Here is a 22,955-nt window from a genome sequence, read left to right as displayed (position 1 = left end):
AGCGTTCGTCCTGAGCCAGGATCAAACTCTCCGTTAAAGTTAAGTTTGAACTGCTCATATCTTTTGACGAGGTATTGCTACCTCATTCACAAACGTTGCTCGTTGTTCAGTTTTCAAAGAACAATCTCAGTCAGCAACCAATCTCTTAGTTACTTTCTTTTCCTCACCGCTTTGTCAGCGGCGACTTTTATATCTTATCATTTCGTTCATTTCTTGTCAACACTTTTTTAAAACTTTTTTTAATCTCTTTTCGAGATTGTTTTTTGTTTTAAGTTTGTTAACTCATGTCCGAAGCGACATTGATTAATTTATCATAAAGGCAAGGGGTGCGTCAACCACTAAATACCTACCATTTTAAGGGAAACAATAAGCGCGAGTCCCGGGATACCCAGAAGCCCCACTCCTGTTAATGTGGCAGGGTTGATAGGTACATGGATTCCCGCTATCCACCCCGTCGAATTCACGATGTACAACAACGCAAATGCGCTAACTCCATGAAAAAGAAAGGTTATGATACCACGCCATGCCAGCCTCTGACGAAATAGCACAATGAACAATCCAGCTATGGACACAATGAGCAGACCAACCAACAGCATTTTCGTCACTATAATACCTCCCCTAACCGCAATGCATGCATCCCTGCGCGCTTGGCTCTCTTCATCAGCATGGCAATCCGCTTCTCAGCCGCCTCAAGCGTCGAAATCGCATAATCCACCTCATCTGTACCTAGTGCATGCTCAAATCGCACACAAGCCATTCTCCACTCCGCAACCGCATTACGGATATCCCTCATAAGAAGCTGCTGCTCAGACAACATTAACCCATACTCACGCTTGTCCCTATTTCGCATGAACCAGTTCTTCATACGTTTCCACATGAGTTCCCCTCCCCACATTCACTTTAGTCATGAATATGAACGTCGGGACAAGACTAGAACCTCTTTATGAGCTGCTTCGACCATGCGAGACAGCACTCTAATGAACAGGATATCAATCATTCCTCTTATAGATAACAAAAAAAGCCCTCGATATTCGAGAGCTTCTATATCAAATCATGAAGAAACAACATTTCAGGCCTGCTCACGATGGAGCTCCACCATTACAGAACATCCCTCCGGCCTTCTAACGCCTTAGACAAGGTCACCTCATCGGCGTATTCGAGGTCACCACCCACAGGAAGTCCATGAGCAATTCTCGTTACACGAATGCCGAACGGCTTCACAAGCCGCGAAATATACATCGCTGTTGCTTCCCCTTCAATATTTGGATTCGTAGCCAAAATCAATTCTTTGACCCGCTCATCACTCAAACGCTTAAGCAGCTCAGCAAGACGTATATCCTCTGGGCCTACTCCCTCCATTGGTGATATCGCGCCCTGTAGCACATGGTAATACCCCATGAACTCTTTCGTTCGCTCCATCGCAACCAAATCCTTCGTTTCCTGAACAACACACATTACTGAGGCGTCACGTGTCTTATCCGAGCAGATACGGCAAGGATCAATATCTGTAATATTGCAGCACACAGAGCAGTAGTGCAGGTTCCGCTTCACATTAACGAGCGCCTTTGCAAAATCAATAACGTCATCTTCCTGCATGCGGAGTACATGGAACGCAAGACGAGCCGCTGTCTTCGGCCCAATACCGGGCAAATGTGTAAATGCCTCGATCAACTTGGCGATCGGTTCTGGATAATACAATGCGGGCTCTCCTTTACGATAGCTTAATCAACGAACTCAACATCGTCTCACATCAAAAAATGTCCCCTAAATGGTAGAAACGGCATATACCGGAATCGGTATATGCCTCACATTCGTGTTTCTCTACATTAGAACAAGCCAGGAATTTTCATTCCGCCTGTGAATTTGGACATGTCGTCATTTGCCATGTCTTCTGCTTTAGTCAACGCATCGTTAACTGCAGTGATAACAAGGTCTTGAAGCATTTCGATATCTTCTGCATCCACTACTTCTGGTTTGATGGAGATGCTAAGTAGTTTTTTGTGGCCGTTAACCTCTACAGTAACAGCTCCGCCGCCAGATGTACCAGTTGCTTTCTTTTCAGCCAATTCTTCTTGAGCTTTCAACATTTGCTCTTGCATTTTTTTAACTTGCTTCATCATTTGGTTCATATTGTTCATCGCCGTGAATCTCCTTTTTTCTCCATTTGATAAAAGTTACTCTTTTATGACAACGAGATCTTCTCCAAATAGCTGGATAGCCTCGTCAATCCATGGTTCTTGAGAATTATTGCGGCCTTCTTGGCCCTCTGGCTCCAGTTGGAACTCCTGCTCTTCCTTGTCTTCGGTCCGGGCCGCTGCGGCTTCCCAGTCCTTGAGCATCATCGTGTCCATCTGGTATGGCTTGCCGAAGGTGTCGGATAGCACTTGCTCGATCACCTGCTTGTTAGTCGGCTTCTCCGTCGTATCACGATGAATCGAATTTTTGAAACCGATAAGAATTCGATCCTCTAGACATGATACAGGTTCACCATTAACCAGCCAAGCATGGATGGTAACACCGGCTTCCTTCACTCGCTGAAGCACTTGTCCCCAAGTGCCCCGAATGCGATTGAATTCGGTGCTGTTATGATTCGCAAGGTACCGTGTGAACTGCGGTGGCTGCTTAGAGAACTTGGATACGTGTCCAGATGGGCGAATCGCAGCAGGCGTACGCTCATGCGCTACCTGTTCCTGACGGCCTCCACCTGACTTCATCAGCTGTTCAACCTTCGTCTCTAAGGACGTAATCTGTTGACGCAAATGTTGCAGGGAGGATGAATGTTCCATTCCATCCAGCCGAACATCTCCCTTAACGGAATCACCAGTGTCCATAGAATGATTCAATGGACGCTGCCCTGAAGCTGCCAATTGAAGCAGCGCGACTTCGAATAAAGTCTGCGGCTGCACAGCATACTTCATATCCGTCTGGTATCGATTCAGCGTATCAATGATATGAAATAGACGACTCTCTGTGAATCCCTCCGCCATTTCACGGAAAGACTCTACGCGAGTCAACCGGTCCGTTAGCGCATCCCCGCTCGGCACCATCTTCATCATAAGCAGATCTCGGAAAAAGTACAACAGGCTTTCCATGCACTTATCCGCACTCTTGCCTTCCTGCATCAACTGCTCAACCACCGAAAGGACAGAACCTACATCACCCGCCTGTACTGCTCGGGCAAGCTCTGCGAACCTCTCTTCGGGCATACCTCCTGTAATGTCCAATACCTGTTGATAGGTAATGGCTCCATCAGTAAAGGAGGCAGCTTGATCCAGCAAGCTGATCGCATCACGCATCCCGCCATCAGACAGCTTCGCAATATAAGTCAAACTGTCATGATCTGCCTGGATGCTCTCTTCTTCGCACACCCGAGCCAAGCGCTGTACCTGCTCAGCAAGTGAAACTCGACGAAAGTCAAATCGCTGGCAACGCGAAATAATCGTGGCCGGAAGTCGATGCGGCTCCGTTGTCGCCAAGATGAACATCACATGCGCTGGCGGCTCTTCTAACGTCTTCAACAAGGCGTTAAAAGCTTCTGTCGTCAACATGTGTACTTCGTCAATGATGTACACTTTGTAGCGAACTTCCGTTGGCGCATACTTCACCTTTTCGCGAAGATCGCGAATTTCCTCTACGCCGCGATTCGATGCAGCATCGATTTCCACTACATCCATCACCGCGCCAGCTGTTATGCGCCGACACGCTTCACAAGCGTTGCAAGGCTCCGGGCCTGGCCCTTGTTCGCAGTTGACAGCCTTCGCCAGTATTTTCGCCGCACTTGTCTTCCCGGTTCCTCTTGGACCGCTGAACAAATATGCATGCGAAAAACGCTGCTCCCGCAGCGAATTTTGCAGCGTTTGAATAATATGCTGTTGTCCGACCATGTCTTGAAATGACTGTGGTCTCCATGCGCGATACAATGCGATATGAGCCATGATGCAACCTCGAAAACGTTTTTACTTATTATACTATATCATAACCTCTAAAAAAACAGCCATTCCCTCTCTTTGGAAAAGAGAGGCGTCCGTCACTGCTGCTATGAACCCTGATAAGGGACAGCGAGCGTGAATGTCGTGCCAAACCCCTTGGATGAAACGCGTATCGTGCCGCCCAAATCATGGATAATCCGTTGGCATACCGATAATCCAAGCCCTGTCCCATTCTGCTTCGTGGTGAAGAAGGGATCGAATATCTTATCGACGAGGAACGCAGGAATTCCCGGCCCCGTATCATGGATATCAATCAACACACGCTGCTCCGCACTATCCCGCTTCACACTTACCGTAAGTGTGCCACCCTCCACCATCGCCTCAATACCATTTTTGGCGATGTTGATGAACACTTGCTTCAGCAGCTCGCGATCGGCAACCACGTTCGGCACAGTCTCTCCCGCCTCGTATCGAACATGTACGCCGTGCAGCACCGCTTCACTCCGAATAATCGGCAAAATATCATTCATCACCTGATATACATTCACACGCTCAATCGTGACATGCTTCGGCTTGCTTAAGAGTAGAAACTCCCCAACCAACTCATTGATTCGGTTGATTTCGGTCAGCATGATCTCGGTGTAATGGACTTCCTTCGCCATCCCCTTGTCACGCAGCGTCTTCTTGAACATTTGCAGAAACCCCTTAATAGAGGTCAAGGGATTACGAATTTCATGAGCTGTTCCTGCGGCAATCTGTCCAATCATCGCCAGACGGTCGCTTCGCTGTACCTGCTCCTCCAACGAGCGCAAATTTGACACATCCTTGAATAGCACATAAGCACCTACGATCTGCTGCTGTTCATCACGCATGACATTCGAATCCATAAGAAGCTCATATCGATCCACACCATTGCACCAAGAGACAGCATGATTCCGCACACTCACACCTTCAAGCAGAGAACGTTGTACGAGATGATGCTCTGTAGGCATGTCACCAAACAGCTCATTGACCCGTCTCCCGAGCGCCTTCTCTCTCTCCCATCCCATCACTATGCACGCCATATCACTGATGTCTACCAATGTGAACTGATTATTCAGCAGCATGATCCCTAAATTCACATCCTGAATAAAAGCACCGGCAAATTGCTGCAGCAGCGTTAGTTCCGTATCCGCCGCCTGTACATTTGCTCCTTCATTGCAGGAATCAGACATAGAATTCTGCGACAGAGCGCCGTGTAACGGCATGCTTGAATCGATCATACACTCACCTCTTTTTGCAGAAACGAAAATGAGATATCCGCTCACTTGCTGTTCACTCTAAACTTCGCCATCAGGCAATCTTTTTCCTGCTGTATATATAATATGAACATGTATTCATATTAGTTGAAACAAAAAAACACCGGTTATCCCGGTGTCCTCGTATGCACTATATGAACCGTGCACCTGTTATTGATAATTGCGATCCGAGCGGCACTTCTACACTACGACTCAGGCCAGGCTTCCCTCCGGCACATGAGCTCTCCTACTTATGGCTGCTTCCTTCCGGACCTGACCAAGTTCATAGGCACCCATTGCGGAGGACCCAGCCGTCAACACCGAGTGTAAACGCCAAACCCCACATCGACAAAACCTCTAACAGGAATTCAACCTCGCTACAGCGGATTGCGAGTTACAGGGCACCGCTACCTCCCCGTCTAGCACGGCATAACTTAGTATAGACGATTTGCTGCAAAAGTGCAACTGACGTCATTTGTTAACAGATATGGCATCTGCTTCTTCCTTACTGCCATCCGCATCTTCTTCCATTTGTTGCAAATACTTCAACAGCACACAAAGCAATGAACTCATAAGTCCAGATCCTAAATAAATCCACGGCGTAGCACCTGATACCGGATACAGCCCTTGCAGTGCACAAGCTGATAACACCGCATATACCAGTACATAAATGACCCAGAATGAAGCAAGGGACACCGTCTTAGCCGCCCAGATGAGCTCCAAAATGATAACCCCTACTAATACGAAACTTGTGACAGCGAGACTGAGCCATGCCAGTACAACATTGCCATCCGGCAGAACTGGCCACCCCCAAGCAGGAAGGGCCCTTGCAGCCAAGCGAAAAATACCGTATTCAACCCCAACAACGAAGAAAGTAGCAACCATCACAATGAATGCGTCTTTGAACAACGTACCCGTTCCTCTTTGCAAACGATGCCCAAATTGTTCCGAACGCGCATGCTTGCGCCGTTCGCTCCACTCTCCTGCCGCAACAAATAGAACCCCCAAGAAAAGCGTGCTTCCGACAATGGACAAGGGCAGCTCACCCTTGATGATGTGCCATATAAATCCCAAACTAAGCTCAAACAACCTTTCGATCATGCCGTTCACGCTCCGCTCCTTCTACTGTGGCCCCAATTCAAAGTCCAAATTCACCGGTTCTTTGGGCATTGTATCATTTACCGCTGGTCCACCCGTAGTAGGTACAGACTCATCAACAATATCCAAGCGAAATCCATCCACCCAGACTTGACCCGGACCGCTTAATAGCACGCCAAATGCAATCGCCTCCGCATAAGGTGCAATATCAAGTACAACTTCATAGGGCCTCCATTCGGTCGTGCCGCTAATCGGACGATTGTCCATGTTGTCGAAGTTAATAGGCACTTCATCCTTCCCGTCAATCCGCATCCACATGCCTGCCCATCCCTGCACGTCGTCCGTCTTCAGAAACGCTGATAAACGAAGGCGCTGTCCCACATAATCCTCAGCCTTGAACATTTGCATCAACGTGCCAAATCCTCGTGGATCCGCATCCACTTTTCCTTGAATCGTACCTGACGACCTCCCGCGATATACATGAACGTGATCAAGAGTAACGCTATATTGGTGCGGATACACACCTGTTATGATCCATCCCTGTGGAGCAGACTGCATCATCCCATATCCGGTATTCTCAGATTGATTGTTCTCATCCATTCGATGATCCCCCTCTGGCGTGTAAAAGCATCGGAAACCTTGGCGGTATACATGCGGTGTCATGCCATACCGCTGCTTAAAAGCACGAGTGAAGCTGTCTTGCCCAGAAAATTGATATTCTAATGCGATGTCCAGTATGCGCTTGTCCGTTGACAACAGCTCCACCGCAGCCCTTGCCAATCTGCGCTCCCGTAACAATGTCCCCACACTGACACCCACATGCCGCTGAAACACACGATTAAAGTGAAAACGGGAGACCGTGCAATGGTCAGCTATGTCTGCTGCATCCACATCCTCTGTAATATGCAGTTCTATGTAGGCTATTGCTTCTCTGATCCATTTCTCGTGCTCCAGCCACATAGCCAGCCCTCCCCAGTCATCTTGAGGCAATGCCAGCACATGCCTCGGAAATTCCCGTTCCATTCAATCGTACCGTATTTACTCCCCTTTGTTTTGACATTTTGTGCGAAATCGAGTTCCGGACAGCAAACATCAAGTCAGGAAGGATAAAAATATACAAAAAAAATGAACTCCCTTGGCTGTTGCCAGCAAGGGAGTCCATATCGTAAATAGACGTATTAGATACCGTATTTCTTTTTGAATCGATCCACACGACCACCAGCATCCAAGAACTTCTGCTTACCTGTGAAGAATGGATGGCAAGCGGAGCAAACCTCTACCTTCAAGTTCTCTTTAACGGAACCTGTTTCGAAAGAGTTGCCGCATGCGCAAGTTACAGTCGTAATGAAGTATTTCGGTTGAATTGCTTCTTTCACTCGAATTCACCTCTTTCCGCCCTGAGCCCTTTGCGTGCCCAGAGTATATAAAAACACATGAATGGATTATAGCATGTTTGCATCTAGTTCGCAATCTCATGTTATAACCATATTCTTGTCCGCCATAACAGCGAACGAGCGCTTAGGAGCTCACAGAGCTGCTGCGTGTTCTGCGCGGAGGCGGGGTTGGTGTTCCGCTCGTATCAAGTGCTGCAAGGAACTCTTCGTTCGTCTTCGAATCACGCATCTTCTTCAAGAATTGATCCACGAATTCCGGAGACTCGTTCATGTTCTTGCGAATTGCCCACAGCTTATCAAGCTCTTCCTTCGACAACAGCATTTCCTCGCGACGTGTACCCGAGCGACGAATATCGATAGCCGGGAAGATACGGCGTTCAGCCAGCTTACGATCCAAATGAAGCTCCATATTACCCGTACCTTTAAATTCTTCATAAATGATGTCATCCATACGTGATCCTGTCTCAACGAGTGCCGTTGCCAAGATCGTCAAGCTTCCACCCTCTTCAATGTTGCGGGCAGAACCGAAGAAGCGCTTTGGACGATGGAAGGAAGCTGGATCAATACCACCAGACAACGTACGGCCAGACGGCGGAACCACGAGGTTGTATGCTCGCGCCAAGCGCGTAATACTGTCAAGCAGGATAACAACATCCTTCTTATGTTCCACAAGACGCAGTGCACGCTCCAGAACAAGTTCTGTTACCTTGATGTGGTTCTCAGGCACTTCATCAAATGTGGATGCTACAACCTCACCTTTTACAGAACGCTGCATATCCGTTACTTCTTCCGGTCGCTCATCAATAAGCAGAACGAACAGTTCAATCTCAGGATGGTTGGTCGAGATGCTATTTGCAATCTCCTTCAGAAGCAATGTCTTACCTGCCTTAGGAGGGGCGACGATTAGCCCGCGTTGTCCAAGACCAACAGGTGCGAGCATGTCCATAATGCGTGTGGACACTTTGTTGGAAGCCATCTCAAGCACAAGTTTCTTCTCTGGATATAGCGGCGTCAGGGCCGGGAAGTGCAAGCGTTGAGCGGCTTCATCCGGATTCTCGCCATTGACGGCGTTAATCTGAAGCAATCCGAAATAGCGTTCGTTCTCTTTTGGCGGACGGCATTTTCCCGATACAAGATCACCAGTACGCAAATCAAATCTGCGAATCTGAGATTGAGAGATATAAATATCCTCCGAGCTAGGCAAATAGTTAATAGGACGCAAGAAGCCGAAGCCCTCTGGAAGGATGTCCAATACTCCCTCCATAAACATGAAGCCGCCTTGTTCCGCCTGCGCGCGCAAGATAGCAAATATTAATTCTTTTTTCTTCATTTGACCATAGCCAGGAATCTGAAATTGTTTTGCTAGTTTATATAGCTCGGTCAGCTTCTTCGTTTCCAAATCGGAAATTTGTAAATCCATGAATACAACTCCTATTCTGTTGATAAATACAAATGATGTCAGAAGGATAAGTCCATTGTGAAATCGTTACGTATAAACGCAGCAGCGTGTCAATATGAGATATGAAGGCTGGTTGATACAATGAGATGGTGGACAGATAACAGATGGGAACCATTCGGTCTGGGTAAAAGATAGCCGTTGAAGCGAAGCACTTATGGAAGTGATGGTGCTAAACGCTGCAGCCTCTCCAAGGAATAGAAAGGGAAATAATCTTCGTACGTTCAATCCTGCCAAAAAGTTGCATTTTCTTCTGTATCCGAAAGAGAATGCTCCACTTCCACTCTCTTTCGGACACAGTCCAATACACAAACGACGAATACTAGATGAAATTCCGCACAGCCACATGAGCAGGGCGCATCATGGGGCGCATCGCCACACCTTAACTGACGATCGCGAAATGATCATTATCCTATTTTTACCCTATTACCGTCGAATTATTCCGTCTGACGCCATACATCAGCGCCTAAATTTCGCAAATTTGTGACTAGGTTGTCATAGCCACGGTCAATATACTCTACGCCGGAGATTTCAGTAATGCCATCCGCTACTGTTAGTCCTGCAATGACAAGCGATGCTCCCGCACGCAAATCCGCTGCTTTCACTTTCGCGGCATGCAACTTGGTTCCTTCAATGACAGCAGAGCGACCTTCTACACGGATTTTGGCTCCCATGCGAAGCAGCTCAGGCACATTCTTAAATCGATTGCTATATACGAGATCGGACAGCATACTTACACCAGTTGCTTGCGTGAGCAAGCTTATCATCGGTGATTGAAGATCGGTTGCGAATCCTGGATATACAAGCGCCTTTACATCGATAGACTCGTAGTCAGGCTGGCCAAGCACGCGAAGGGATTCGTCCCCTTCTACGACTTGCACACCCATTTCCTCCAGCTTCGCCGTAAGTGCTTCCAAGTGCTTAGGGATAATATTGTCGATGAGAATATCGCCGCGCGTTGCAGCAGCAGCGATCATATAGGTTCCTGCTTGAATGCGATCCGGAATGATAGAATGACGGCAGCCATGCAGCCCTTCTACACCTTCAATACGAATCGATTCTGTACCAGCACCCTTGATTTTGGCACCCATTGCATTGAGCAGGGTCGCCACATCTATAATTTCAGGCTCTTTGGCCGCATTTTCGATAATGGTGATGCCTTTGGCTCGGGAAGCCGCAAGCATAATATTAATGGTTGCTCCTACACTAACCACATCGAGGTAGATTTTGGCGCCGCGCAATTCACGCGCCGAAATATGGATCGCTCCATGTTCATTGGTTACCGTAGCACCCAATGCTTCGAATCCTTTAATATGCTGATCAATCGGACGGGGTTCAAAGTTGCATCCTCCAGGCATGCCTATTGTCGCTTCGCCAAAGCGGCCGAGCAAGGCGCCCATTAAATAATAAGAGGCCCGCAATTTCTTCACAGGTCCGTTATACATCGGCATCGAAATCATGCTAGATGGATCAATTCGCAAGGCAGAACCTTCCCAGCTTGCCTCTCCACCGAGTTCGGTAATAATCTCCGTATAGGTTGCAACATCACTTAATGCCGGCAAGTTATCGAGCACTACTTCACTCTCTGCTAAAATCGCTGCAGGAATGAGTGCGACTGCACTGTTCTTCGCACCGCTGATCTGCACAGTGCCACGCAGCGGCCGCCCACCGCAAATCATTAACTTTTCCATCACAAGCTAAGTTCCCCCCACGCCGCACCTATCACAGGTTCGGCTCGCCCATATGCTTTATTGGATTCATGTTCATTCATCATAACGCTAAATAATCGCAAAAAAGGGAAGAACACCGGCGAACCGGTGCTTTTCCCGCATTCGTAAACATAAATATGAGTATCGATTATGCTTGGTTGTTGGATCCGAACAAGCGGATTTTGTTGCGAACAACTTCAACCATTGCATTGCGTGCTGGCGTCAAGTATTTGCGAGGGTCGATAACGTTCGCATCTTTAGCCAATGCTTCGCGGATAGCCGCTGTGCAAGCAACTTGGTTTTCTGTGTTCACGTTGATTTTACCTGCACCTGCTGCGATAGCCTTGCGGATGGATTCGTCAGGTACACCGGAACCGCCGTGCAATACGACTGGAACTGGGATTTTGGAAGCTACTGCTTCAATGATATCGTAGTGAAGTTTAGGCTCGCCTTTGTACATGCCGTGAGCAGTACCAACAGCGATTGCAAGTGCATCTACGCCAGTTTCTTCGTAGAAGCGGATTGCTTCTTCTGGATTAGCCAATTGAGCTGCATCTTCGTCTACGTGAAGATCGTCTTCAACACCGCCGATTGTACCCAATTCACCTTCAACGGATACGCCCATAGCGTGAGCTGCTTTAACGACTTCTTTAGTCAAACGGATGTTGTCTTCGTATGCATGGTGGGAACCATCGAACATAACGGAAGAGAATCCGGCACGAATACAAGCCATAGCTACTTCAAATGTGCTACCATGGTCAAGGTGCAAAGCGATTGGCAAGCCGGATTTCTTAGCAGCTGCCTCAGCCATTGCTACTGTGTACTCCATTCCCATGTAACGCAAAGCGCCTTCGGATACACCAAAGATAATTGGTGCGTTTTCTTCCATCGCCGCTTCTGTAATTGCTTGTGTGAATTCCAAGTTATTGATGTTGAACTGACCTACTGCAAATTTGTTTTCTTTTGCTTTAGGCAAGAACTCGTTCATCGAAACTAATGGCATGGTCTCCATCCTCCTAGGAAGTTGTTCGTCGTCTGTCTATCTAGATTATAGCCGACATCTTATACGGTGTTATTATATCACAATTGGGCGTGAAAAAGTAAACAACCTCTTGACAAAACAGCTACATTACGTTTAAGGCCACCGCTTTCCCCGAAACCGCTGCCTCATTGGCCGCTTCCATCAATTTTGTCAGGTCCAGCGCCATTTTTACGTTGTCCATGCTCACTTCTCTGCACTGCACATGACCGACCCATTGCTCAAACATATTTAGGATCGGTTCATCAAATGGAACGATGTTCCATTCACCATCCCCCTCATTCATTCGAATGCGTATTTGCTCATCCGGCATTCCGTACATAATGCTTCCTCTTGCACCATGAATCTCAATTATGAACGGGGATTGACCGGTAACAAACCCTGTTTCAGCAATTCCAATGGCACCTCCAGTATATTGGAGCAGCGCAACTGCGTTATCCTCTACTTCTTTACCCGTAACATAGCCATACGACGCAGTTACGGTCTCAGGCATTCCCAACAGTGCACGGGTAATGTACATCGGATGACAGCCAAGATCAATCATTGCCCCACCGCCGCATTCCGCCCGGTTGTAGAAATGCTCTGGCAGCCATCCTACCAGTGCTCCATTATGCGCCATACGCACACGGACAAGCGATACATCGCCTATAGAACCCTCTTCTACTATCCGACGCAGCGTAACAATATCGCGCTCATACAGCTTCCGAAGAGCAACATTCAGCACAACACCATTGGCTTCCACAGCATTCACGATGCGTTCCGCTTCAGCTGACGTAAGCGCTAATACTTTCTCAGTGAAGATGTGCTTGCCAGCTTCCGCTGCCTTCACCATAATATCCTCGTGGAGGGAAGTCGGCGCTACTACGACAATCGCATCAATATCCTCTCTCAGCAGCATGTCATCCAAGATCGGATAATAAGGCACATGATAACGTCCTGCATAGCGCTCTCCGCGCTTGGCATCTTCATCCCATATTCCAACTAGCTCTGTATCTGGATGATGAAGGATGAAATCTGTATACTCTTCTGCATGAACATGCCAATAACTACAAACTGCCACACGTATCATCATTAACACCTCGGTATGATCCATTATTGTCTTACTGATGTTATTTTGCTTAGCAAGTATAGGCAGAATTAGACAACACGAGAAACGAGGAAAGCCCCTAATGGGGTCTCTATTGAGCGCCCTCCACTAGAGGCATGTCCAATTCTTCGTTCTTCGTACCACATAGCAATAATTGAAGGCCTTCCTCCGACCTTGCTCGGATAACATTGAAGAAGGCCAGGGCATCCCCCGGCATGTTTCTTGTTTATCGTTCGTACGCCACTTCTAAGAAGGCATAGTCATCTGATTATTCGGCTGTCCCTGCTCTAATGTCATATTGACCGCAACCCTCATCTCATCGATGTCGAAAGGCTTCGTAAAGTGCATCAATGCTCCGAGGTCCGTAGCTTCCTTAATCATATCCAACTCGCCGTAAGCGGTCATCATAATCACATTCATATGCGGCTTCATCAACTTGATCTGCTTCAAAATTTCCAACCCATCCATGCCCGGTATCTTCATGTCCAACAGGACAATATCCGGCGACTCCTCTCTTACGATCTCAAGCGCCATCTTGCCATTGGAAGCTTGATAGGTCGTATATCCTTCGCTACTGAACACTTCCATGAGAAGAACCCGAATACCATTCTGATCATCGACAATCAATACTTTCTTATTACTCAACTGGTACCCCTCCCACCGCGTCTCACGAGCGAGTGTGCAGCATCCTCTAGTTCGAATGAGTTAATCTCTCACACTGCATGCTTATTTTACCACTCCACATGTACTGTACATATTCGCTTCTTTACAATAAAATCCTTCTTCTTTCAGGAAAAACATCACAACTCCCACATAAAAGCAAAAAAAGCGAAGACTCTCCAATTAGGAAAGCCTTCGCTTCATATATTTTATGCGTTATTATCCACGGTGCTTCATTGCCGCTTTGACGAATTCACGGAATAATGGCTGCGGACGGTTCGGACGAGAGATAAACTCTGGATGGAACTGAACAGCCAAGAACCATGGATGGCTTGGAAGCTCGACAATTTCCACCAGTCGGCCGTCTGGGGACGTACCGCTAATCTTCAATCCAGCACCTTCAATTACTTCACGATATTCATTGTTGAATTCATAGCGATGGCGGTGACGCTCGTACACCAGCTCATCATTGTAGCAAGACATAGCGAGTGATCCCTCTTGCAGCTTGCAAGGGTACAGACCAAGACGCATTGTGCCGCCCAAATCTTCAATATCCTTCTGCTCTGGAAGCAGATCGATAACCGGATATTCTGTTGCTGGGTTGATTTCGGAGCTGTTCGCGCCATTCAATGCTGCGATAGAGCGTGCATATTCAATAACCGCAACTTGCATACCAAGGCAAATACCGAAGAACGGAATTTGTTGTTCACGCGCATAGCGGATCGCTGTTACTTTACCTTCGATACCACGATCGCCAAATCCACCTGGTACCAAGATACCGTGTACACCCGACAACTCTGCATCTACGTTTTCTTCTGTAATCTCTTCTGCATTCACCCAACGGATATTGACTTCTGTATTTGCATCAATACCTGCGTGAGCCAATGCTTCTACGATAGACAAGTATGCATCATGAAGAGCAACATACTTACCAACGATTGCAATCTCAACTTGTCCTTGAAGCTGCTTCACACGGTCAACAAGCTTCGTCCATTCCACCATGTCTGGTTCTGGTGTTTGAAGCTTCAAATGATTTACAACATAATCATCCATTCCTTGCTCATGAAGCATCAATGGTACTTCATATAACGTGGAAGCGTCACGGCATTCTACAACCGCGTTCGCATCAATGTCGCAGAACAAGGAAATCTTGCGCTTCATATCCTCTGCAAGCTCATGTTCTGTACGGCATACGAGCATATTCGGTTGAATACCGATGCTGCGCAATTCTTTGACACTGTGCTGTGTCGGCTTCGTTTTCACTTCGCCCGCAGCCTTGATGTAAGGGATCAAGGTAACGTGAATATACATCACGTTGTCACGACCTACATCACTCTTAATTTGACGAATTGCTTCCAAGAACGGCAAGCTCTCGATATCGCCGACTGTACCACCGATTTCGGTAATAACTACATCAGAGCCGGATTCCTTACCTGCACGGAATACGCGTTCTTTGATTTCATTTGTAATATGCGGAATAACTTGTACAGTTCCGCCAAGGTATTCACCGCGGCGTTCCTTTGAAATAACTGTAGAATACACTTTACCTGTTGTCACGTTGCTGTTCTTCGACAGGTTGATGTCGATGAAGCGCTCGTAGTGACCCAAGTCAAGGTCTGTCTCAGCTCCGTCATCTGTTACGAATACTTCGCCATGCTGATAAGGGCTCATTGTGCCCGGGTCAACGTTAATGTAAGGATCAAATTTTTGGATCGTTACTTTGAGCCCCCGATTTTTCAGCAATCTGCCCAGGGATGCAGCCGTAATCCCTTTACCAAGAGAAGAAACGACGCCGCCCGTTACAAAAATATACTTTGCCACTGGTGAAACCCTCCTATGATCAAGTGCATTCAAGACATGTTCTCGGGAGGCTTTGTCTGTAGAACAGGTTCGATACACGCGAGTTCCATAATCTCATGATGTTATCGTAACCCATTTATGCGATATTCATTGATGCAAAATGTCATTAAAAAAGCTCCTGTCTAAAATGTCCGGAAATGGTGTTCCGTAGTGGACGGGAGCTATTTTATACGAATCAAATTGTACCAATTGCAATCGGCAACAAAGCCATAAAAAACTGCAATTCGTATCCTAAAAAAACAAAAAAGTGACTCCCGTAGTGTCACGGGGCACTTTCTTCATATGTGAAAATGACTCTATTTAATTACGTGCAAATGCAAAGCCCATATGCTAGTTTACTCTGTAGGCATTCTCGTGTCAAGGGAGATCGAGTTGATTTTTCGCAGGGGCAGATTATATGGAAAATGCCGCTTACGTATCCCTCCTGAACATACCCCAGATCAGCTAGGATATACAGGAAAAATAAGCAAGCGGCATTCTAAAATGCGAAATCAAATCCTGAAGAGGATCTTACATATCCTCTTCCCGGTCATCCTCTTCTTCGAAGTCATCGTTTTCTTCTTCGTTCAGATCCGCATCTTCTTCATCGATTTCCTCTTCGATGTCAACATCATCTTCTACATCAGAATCTTCATCCTCGAAGATCTCCTCTTCCTCTTCGCCATCTTCATCGACGAAGTCGAAGTCTTCTTCTTCATCATTGTTGAAGCTGTCGTCATCATCAGAGTAATCATCATCGTCGTCATCGTTAATGATGCGTGGACGAGGTGCACCCCCGGTCATCGCCTCTTCAGAACGGTCAACCGGATACCAGCGCTTCAATCCCCACAGGTTCTGGCCAACACAAGCAAAACGACCGTCAATGTTAATTTCCGTATATAACTGCGCAATGACATCGTTAATTTGCTCTTCGTTCAGACCCCGCAGCTTAGCGACTTCATTCATGAGATCGCGGTAATAGAAAGGCGTGTTGGCAGCTTTCAGTACCATGAAGGCAAGATCCACCATCGGTATTTCTTGCACTTTTTCAGGGTCTAATTTCAAGTCCAGCGGTGTGCTCATTCGGACACATCCTCTCTCTCTAAAAAGTTCAAATTGCATTCACTTATCCATGTTCACACATAAGTAAACCCGATCTCAAGTGAAAATGCAAGTTTTCTTCCTATAGACGAGGAAATGCCACAAGTCGGACAAAAAATAGAAACGCGAAGGGAATCCCTTCGCGTTCGACTGTATCCGCACCCGATGAAGGCTCACGCCCCGTATCGGGTGTGCTAAGCCCTTCGTCGGCTCTTCTTCATACTATGTCCGTGGAAGTCTTTTGACACGGTGGAAGGCCTATCTTTCGTAAAAAAGGCATCTACCCCAGTCCACGCCGGGGTCTGATGCATACGATATGTAAAATTGTCTGTTCAAAAAGACGCTTCAACCGATCCACATTCGTTCGGGTTCACTTGATTATCATATGTACGCTTTTTGAACAACCGTTACAAAGGAACTGTCGGGAGGGACTCGACATTGGATATTACGGGCTTACTCCAGTTACTTATTCAAGGGCTCAGTACCACTAAGCCCTGCGAACGACAACTGCTCATCCGCTTCCGCACCCATGAACAGTATGAACAATGCTCCGAGGTGCTGCATGAACTCGAAGCAAGCAGATCTGAGCTTGCTGATATTCGCAAGGTTCCACTCATTGATGGCTGGGTATATCCGGCCAGAACGGACTTCGATTCCACCCTGCTATCGACCGCTTATGATGTTATCGTAGAAGAAGATATTTATCTCTCGATGCACGCCGTATCCCAGCGTCCTGTCAATTGGGAGCGCGGCATTCCTTGGGGGGTTAAGCACATCAAAGCACCCCAAGCTTGGAGCACGACTACCGGTTATCGTGTTCATATTGGTGTCATTGATACCGGGGCTGATTTCCACCATCCTGACCTTCGGCACTCGCTCACCCGCGGCATTAATCTGATCCAGCGCGGTTTGCCCCCACATGACGACAATGGCCACGGCACCCATATCGCAGGTACGATCGCCGCTGCCAATCAAATGTACGGCATTATCGGAGTAGCTCCTCGCGCCATTATTCATCCCGTTAAAGCATTCGATGAAAATGGAGCAGCCTTCGTATCTGATATTATCCAAGGCATTGATTGGTGTGTCCGCCATGGTATGAATATCATTAATATGAGCTTCGGCATGAAGACCCGCAGCAAGTCGCTGCTCACTGCTGTCACGAACGCTTATAATGCTGGCGTAACCGTTGTCGCCTCCTCTGGCAATGATGCGAAGCGGAAGTCTATTGATTACCCCGCCCGTTACTTGCAGACGATCTCGGTTGGAGCTACTGATCGAATTCGGAAAATTGCCTCCTTCAGCAACCGCGGCCGTTACGTCGACATTTATGCACCCGGAGATAAAATTGTATCGGCTTGGATCAAGGGCAAATATCATGAAATGAGCGGCACCTCAATGGCCACCTCACATGTAAGTGGCGCTATTGCTCTGCTGCTTGCCATGAAGCCTGGTCTCAAGCCTGGTGAAATCAAAACCTTGCTGCGACGATCGGCAAGTCCGATGCGAAGCCGGAATACTACTTCTCGTAGTTTAGGAGAAATCGATGTCATGCGCCTCCTTAAGGAAGCAGAACGCTGACGAGATCCGAACGGGAACAAACACGAGAATGGATGGAAACAAAACAAGGGCAGCCGAGCAAGTCGACTGTCCTTGAAGTTCATTCATGTAGTTGTGCTGTGGTCTAGGAGGCCATTACCGGATCTAGCTTCGTTCGAGGCGTGTTCCACAACTCTGTCCACTTCTTGATTGCAGAGATGAGGATGATGACTCCGAGCACCATCATAATAATTGACAACGATGCATTCAGAATGCTGTAGCCCTTATTAGTTGGATTCAAGTACACATTGGATATCATCCATATTCCCGCATAGTTAACGGTTACGAACAAGTAAGCGAGCGGCACAAGACAAGTAAGTGCATACCAGCGCTTATCCGCAATCTTCATAATAACCGTAGCACCGATGATAAGACCGATGGAAGCCATCATCTGGTTCGATACCCCGAACAGCGCCCATACCGATCCAATATCGCCAGAGAAGAGCAGGTATCCCCACAAGAAGCAAGCAAGCGCACTAGCAAAGATGGAGCCAGGTACCCAATCTACTCGTTTCAATGGCTTATACACTTCTCCGAAGAAGTCTTGGATAATGTAGCGCGCCACACGTGTTCCCGCATCAATTGCGGTCAGGACGAATACCGCCTCGAACATGATAACAAATTGGAAGAAGTACGACGAAAGCGATTCGAACCATGGGAACTTCGTAAAAATGTACGTCATGCCAACTGCGAGTGTTACAGCTCCACCCGTGCGGCCTTCCAAGTTCAAACCGATCTCGCGCGCGAGATCCGGCAAATGAACCACATTCATGCCCAGCGTCTTAAACGCTTCTGGCGTTGAGTTAATTGCGAAGTAATCAGCAGGCTGCAAGGCAGTTGCCGCTATAAGTGCCATAATCCCTACAACGCATTCGACCAGCATCGCGCCGAAGCCAACGACTTTAATATCGCTCCAGCGATCCAGCATTTTCGGTGTCGTACCCGATCCTACGAAGGCGTGGAAGCCAGAGATTGCTCCACAAGCTATCGTGATCGAGATGAACGGCCATACTGGGCCTGCCAGTATTGGGCCTCCGCCGTTGATGAATTCAGTTACGGCAGGGAATGGAATATCAGGATTGATAATGAACACACCAACGATAAGAGCAATGAATACTCCGATCTTCATAAAGCTGCTCAAGTAGTCGCGCGGTGCAAGGAGAAGCCATACAGGCAGTGCTGCCGCAAAGAATGCATATATCGGCAAAATAATTGCCAGCGTCTTCATATCAAAGGTCAACCATTGGCCAAGCGCGGTACCTTGAATGTAGGGACCCATAAATACGCCGACCATCAAAAGTACAAAACCAACGGTAGAGGCAAGCTTCAAATTGCCTGTCTTCTTGTACCAAATCCCAACCATCATGGCAATCGGGATCGTGATGCCTACCGAGAAGGTTCCCCATGGATTGTGTTCAAGCGCATGGAGCACTACCATCGACAGACCCGCCATCGTAATCGTAATAATGAACAGCATCGCTAGGCCCGTACAGAAGCCTGCCACTGGCCCAAGCTCATCCTTCGCTACCTCAGAGAGCGACTTGCCTTGCTTGCGCATGGAAGCGAACAATACAACCGCATCATGTACAGCACCGCCGATAACGGCACCGATCAACAACCAGAGCAGCCCTGGCAGATAACCGAACTGGGCAGCTAATATCGGACCAACTAACGGCCCTGCCGCAGCAATGGCTGCGAAGTGATGACCGAAGGTCACCCATTTATTCGTCGGCACATAATCCTTGCCGTCATTTAATTCGTGCGCCGGAGTAGGCTTGGAATCGTCTAGCTTTAACACTTTGTTTGCCATAAATGTTCCGTAGAGGCGATAGGTGATCATCAAGATGCAAATCGAACCAATCACTATTGAAACCGCATTCATGATCGTCCACTCCTTTCGAGCTGTTGCTGTTATCTTACCTTATGAAAACAGCATTACCCTGTTTTCAAAGCAGAATGCCGCATGTCCATGATGAAGTGCACAAAAAAAGGATTGAAATGCAACCGTTTCAACCCTCTCTTCTATCCTTATTCGCCTCTTCTCCATCTCATACCAAAATTGATTGGATGATTCGTGAACGCCATTATTTTAAAATCCTAGAAGCTGCTTAAGTTCCTTCATATAGGTACGACTCACAGGCAAGCTGGATCCGTCCTGCATCTTCAGTTGGCATGTGGAGTGGAACCATGGCTCAATCTCTACAATGCGATCCACATTCACCAAGTAGGCCCGATGCACACGAATAATGGATGGGTGAATCAGCTTCCGCTCCAGTACACTAAGTGGTTCTCCTACACGATAGCGCTGTTCTGTCGTTGCGACGACTGTCTTTCCCTCTTCAAACCCGATGTACACGATGCGATCCACATGCAGAACAACAATGCGCTCATCCACCGTCGTAATGGCAAGCCGCTCTACCCGTTCTGTCGGGGTAGACCGGGAATGTGATATTACCTCATTCTGAATCAATGTAACTGAACGCGAGCCCTGCTTCTCCAGCTTCTCGACGGTTAGCTGAATGCGCTGCTCATCGAACGGCTTTAAAATATAGTCAGCAGCGTTCAACTCGAAAGCACGCAGCGCATATTCATCATACGCCGTTGCGAATACAATCGCAGGTGGCTCATCCAACGCGCCCAACCGTTCTGCTGCCTCCAACCCACTCGCTTCGGCAAGTTGAATATCGAGAAATACGACGTCCGGACGTAGCGCCCCTATGCGCTTCAACGCCTCTTCCATCGATTCTGCCTCTCCTACAACGTCAACCCGTTTCGTGCGGCGAAGCAGATAACAGAGTTCGTCACGCGCTAGCGGCTCATCATCCACGATAAATACTTTCAACATCGATGTCCCCCCGTTCGCTATAATGAATCGGCAACGTAATCGTGACCGATGTCCCTTCTCTAATTGTACTATCGATTTGAATCGAGCCCCTGCTTCCATACAGTTCTTCTATTCGCTTCACAATATTGCACAGCGCTGTGCCTGTTCCTTCTGCAGACGGAACCGCCTCATTGCCAAGCGCGGCCATGGACTCTGGTGCTATGCCCTTCCCATTATCCTTGGTCGTAATCGTCACGCTAGCTCCATTCACCTGCGCCCGAATCGATACTATTCCTTGCGACAAAGTAAATCCCTTGGAGAAGGCATGCCGAATCGCATTCTCCACCAGTGGCTGAAGCGTGAATGGCGGTATTAGTACGTCCATAAGAGAACCGTCAATGTCCGTCTCTACGACATATTTGCCGGGGAATCTCGCCTGTTCCAATGACAAATACGCTTCTACATGCTCTAATTCCTTGTGCAGCGGGATAAGCATCTTACGTGCGCCCTGCAGATTGCTGCGGAAAAACACACTGAGCTGCTGCAGCAATTTGCGCGCCTTCTCCGAATCGGTGCGGCAGAGAACGGATATGGTATTGAAGGCATTAAATAGAAAGTGCGGGTGAACCTGAGCTTGCAGCGCCTTGATCTCCGCATCTTTTAGCAGCCGACTCTGCCGTTCTGCTTCCGCCAATTCCAACTGGGTGGAGAACAGCTTGCCAAGACCCTCTGCAAGCTCTCGTTCTACTCGATCCAGCCGTGAGGGCTGCTTGAAGTACAGCTTCAATGTGCCCACCGTACGGTCATGCACCTTAAGTGGTAATACGTATGCAGCTTGCAAAGGACAACTCGGCTCGAAACACTGAATCTCTTCTCGTGAGGATGCCTTATGAACAATGCCCTCCTCCAGCACTTGCTTCGTCAACTGCGTGGATATTCCATGCAACGGCACATGATGGTCGTCCCCCGCGCCCACGTGCGCAAGAATGTGATGCTCATCTGTAATGGAGATCGCGTCAGCATTCGTACCTTTCCATATGATCAACGCCGATTCTCGGCATGAATCGCTATTTAACCCTTGACGGAAAAACGGCAAGGTCTGATCGGCGATATGAAGAGCGTTATGGGTCAACAGCGCCCGAGAGCGCTCCTCTTCCTCATAGATGGATTGAATAATCAGCATGAATAATAGAATGCCGAATCCATTGACCGCGACCATCGGCACACTGATCAGCTTGACGAGTTCCCAAGCAGAGCTCCAAGGTTCCGCTACGAGCAAGATGGTGCCCATCTGCGCACACTCCATCCCTATGCCGATCAACGCTGCATGCCATGCAGCATGCTTGCCTTGAATTATACGAAAGCGCTTTCCAACGAGCCCAGTGATAATACCGGCCATTATCGTCGATATCCCACAAGCAGCAGCGGTATAGCCGCCAAGCGATAGGCGATGCAAGCCCGCAATTAACCCAACACCTGTTCCGACAAATGGACCGCCAAGCAGTCCTCCAATGACAACACCCATAATGCGTGTATTTGCAATGGCACTCCCCGTCTCTATATCCATATGCCAAGCTTGCGAATATACCGAGCTATTATGAATTTGCACACCAGTATAGTTGCTGATTACCCCAAACGCGCCGAACACGAAGATCAGCAGCCATTTCTCAGCTGTACCGTGTTCATTATGAACAATATGTCGAAATGACTTCATACGCGACAGCACAAATGCGATGATCAGTAATACGCCAACCCGCTCGATCATCAGCGGAAGCAGATACAGCATCCTCGTCACCTACTTTCTCTCTAGCTCGATCCTCTCGATGGTTCTTGGTCTTATTTTACCGAATAACTAACTATTGTGGGAACAAGAAAGCGTCCTGCAAGCTAGTTTCAGCTCACAGGACGCTCTATATTAGGCAATGAACATTTAACTCTCGTTA

General features: G+C 47.9%; 20 protein-coding genes and 1 other RNA gene. 1 reads left to right on the top strand and 20 read right to left on the bottom strand.

Features of this window, described 5'->3' with window-relative positions; genetic code table 11:
- Positions 1–338: 338 nt before the first annotated feature.
- From M3661_RS26275 to rpoE, 17 genes are all read right to left on the bottom strand, one after another.
- Positions 339–596: a pro-sigmaK processing inhibitor BofA family protein gene (locus tag M3661_RS26275; protein ID WP_251489945.1), complete on the bottom strand. Its 258-nt coding sequence runs from the start codon at positions 594–596 to the stop codon at positions 339–341.
- An 8-nt stretch (positions 597–604) separates the two neighbouring features.
- Positions 605–877: a DUF2508 domain-containing protein gene (locus M3661_RS26270; RefSeq protein ID WP_251489930.1), complete on the bottom strand. Its 273-nt coding sequence runs from the start codon at positions 875–877 to the stop codon at positions 605–607.
- Between the two features lie 221 nt (positions 878–1,098).
- The gene (gene recR, locus M3661_RS26265) at positions 1,099–1,698 is read right to left on the bottom strand and encodes a recombination mediator RecR (RefSeq protein WP_021253424.1); all 600 of its coding nucleotides are present in this window, start codon (positions 1,696–1,698) and stop codon (positions 1,099–1,101) included.
- Positions 1,699–1,826: 128 nt separating this feature from the next.
- Entirely contained in the window at positions 1,827–2,138 is a 312-nt protein-coding gene (locus M3661_RS26260) for a YbaB/EbfC family nucleoid-associated protein (RefSeq protein WP_021253425.1), read from the bottom strand.
- A 36-nt stretch (positions 2,139–2,174) separates the two neighbouring features.
- Entirely contained in the window at positions 2,175–3,935 is a 1,761-nt protein-coding gene (dnaX, locus tag M3661_RS26255; RefSeq protein WP_251489926.1) for a DNA polymerase III subunit gamma/tau, read from the bottom strand.
- Between the two features lie 101 nt (positions 3,936–4,036).
- Entirely contained in the window at positions 4,037–5,143 is a 1,107-nt protein-coding gene (locus M3661_RS26250; RefSeq protein WP_251489943.1) for an ATP-binding protein, read from the bottom strand.
- A 223-nt stretch (positions 5,144–5,366) separates the two neighbouring features.
- Positions 5,367–5,634, bottom strand: an RNA gene (ffs, locus tag M3661_RS26245) — signal recognition particle sRNA large type.
- A 43-nt stretch (positions 5,635–5,677) separates the two neighbouring features.
- Positions 5,678–6,307: a hypothetical protein gene (locus tag M3661_RS26240; protein WP_251489924.1), complete on the bottom strand. Its 630-nt coding sequence runs from the start codon at positions 6,305–6,307 to the stop codon at positions 5,678–5,680.
- Between the two features lie 21 nt (positions 6,308–6,328).
- Positions 6,329–7,327 carry a helix-turn-helix transcriptional regulator gene (locus M3661_RS26235; protein WP_251489921.1) on the bottom strand — a complete coding sequence of 333 codons (999 nt, stop codon included), beginning with the start codon at positions 7,325–7,327 and terminating at the stop codon, positions 6,329–6,331.
- Positions 7,328–7,482: 155 nt separating this feature from the next.
- Entirely contained in the window at positions 7,483–7,680 is a 198-nt protein-coding gene (gene rpmE / locus M3661_RS26230; protein ID WP_021253430.1) for a 50S ribosomal protein L31, read from the bottom strand.
- 142 nt (positions 7,681–7,822) lie between these two features.
- A complete protein-coding gene (rho, locus tag M3661_RS26225; protein WP_021253431.1) occupies positions 7,823–9,118 on the bottom strand; it encodes a transcription termination factor Rho in 1,296 nt (431 codons plus the stop codon).
- 473 nt (positions 9,119–9,591) lie between these two features.
- Complete coding sequence (locus tag M3661_RS26220) at positions 9,592–10,845, bottom strand: UDP-N-acetylglucosamine 1-carboxyvinyltransferase (RefSeq protein WP_021253432.1); 1,254 nt, start codon at positions 10,843–10,845, stop codon at positions 9,592–9,594.
- A gap of 166 nt (positions 10,846–11,011) precedes the next feature.
- Positions 11,012–11,866, bottom strand: a complete 855-nt coding sequence (fba, locus tag M3661_RS26215; RefSeq protein ID WP_021253433.1) for a class II fructose-1,6-bisphosphate aldolase — start codon at positions 11,864–11,866, stop codon at positions 11,012–11,014.
- 121 nt (positions 11,867–11,987) lie between these two features.
- Positions 11,988–12,974 (bottom strand): Gfo/Idh/MocA family protein, encoded by a 987-nt coding sequence (locus tag M3661_RS26210; protein WP_251489917.1) that lies wholly within the window; start codon positions 12,972–12,974, stop codon positions 11,988–11,990.
- Between the two features lie 261 nt (positions 12,975–13,235).
- Positions 13,236–13,634 (bottom strand): response regulator, encoded by a 399-nt coding sequence (locus tag M3661_RS26205; protein ID WP_021253435.1) that lies wholly within the window; start codon positions 13,632–13,634, stop codon positions 13,236–13,238.
- A gap of 234 nt (positions 13,635–13,868) precedes the next feature.
- Entirely contained in the window at positions 13,869–15,470 is a 1,602-nt protein-coding gene (locus M3661_RS26200) for a CTP synthase (protein WP_021253436.1), read from the bottom strand.
- Between the two features lie 549 nt (positions 15,471–16,019).
- On the bottom strand, positions 16,020–16,571 hold the full coding sequence (gene rpoE / locus M3661_RS26195; RefSeq protein WP_065292887.1) for a DNA-directed RNA polymerase subunit delta: 552 nt from the start codon (positions 16,569–16,571) through the stop codon (positions 16,020–16,022).
- Between the two features lie 456 nt (positions 16,572–17,027).
- Here rpoE and M3661_RS26190 point away from each other — a divergent pair, with 456 nt between their 5' ends.
- Positions 17,028–18,170: a S8 family peptidase gene (locus tag M3661_RS26190; protein ID WP_251489915.1), complete on the top strand. Its 1,143-nt coding sequence runs from the start codon at positions 17,028–17,030 to the stop codon at positions 18,168–18,170.
- Between the two features lie 103 nt (positions 18,171–18,273).
- On the opposite strand, the gene cstA is transcribed toward M3661_RS26190, so the two are convergent.
- The 3 genes from cstA to M3661_RS26175 form a co-directional block, all read right to left on the bottom strand.
- Positions 18,274–20,070, bottom strand: a complete 1,797-nt coding sequence (gene cstA / locus M3661_RS26185) for a carbon starvation protein CstA (RefSeq protein WP_021253439.1) — start codon at positions 20,068–20,070, stop codon at positions 18,274–18,276.
- A 207-nt stretch (positions 20,071–20,277) separates the two neighbouring features.
- A complete protein-coding gene (locus M3661_RS26180; protein ID WP_142546674.1) occupies positions 20,278–21,033 on the bottom strand; it encodes a LytR/AlgR family response regulator transcription factor in 756 nt (251 codons plus the stop codon).
- Positions 21,008–22,798 (bottom strand): sensor histidine kinase, encoded by a 1,791-nt coding sequence (locus M3661_RS26175; RefSeq protein WP_251489913.1) that lies wholly within the window; start codon positions 22,796–22,798, stop codon positions 21,008–21,010. Before M3661_RS26175 ends, M3661_RS26180 begins: the two co-directional genes overlap by 26 nt.
- Positions 22,799–22,955: the final 157 nt, after the last annotated feature.

The sequence above is a fragment of the Paenibacillus sp. MER 180 genome, from assembly GCF_023713665.1.
GTDB classification, from domain to species: domain Bacteria; phylum Bacillota; class Bacilli; order Paenibacillales; family Paenibacillaceae; genus Paenibacillus_B; species Paenibacillus_B suaedae.
Note: the sequence above shows the minus strand (reverse complement) of the source record. Positions and strands in the feature narration are given on the sequence as shown.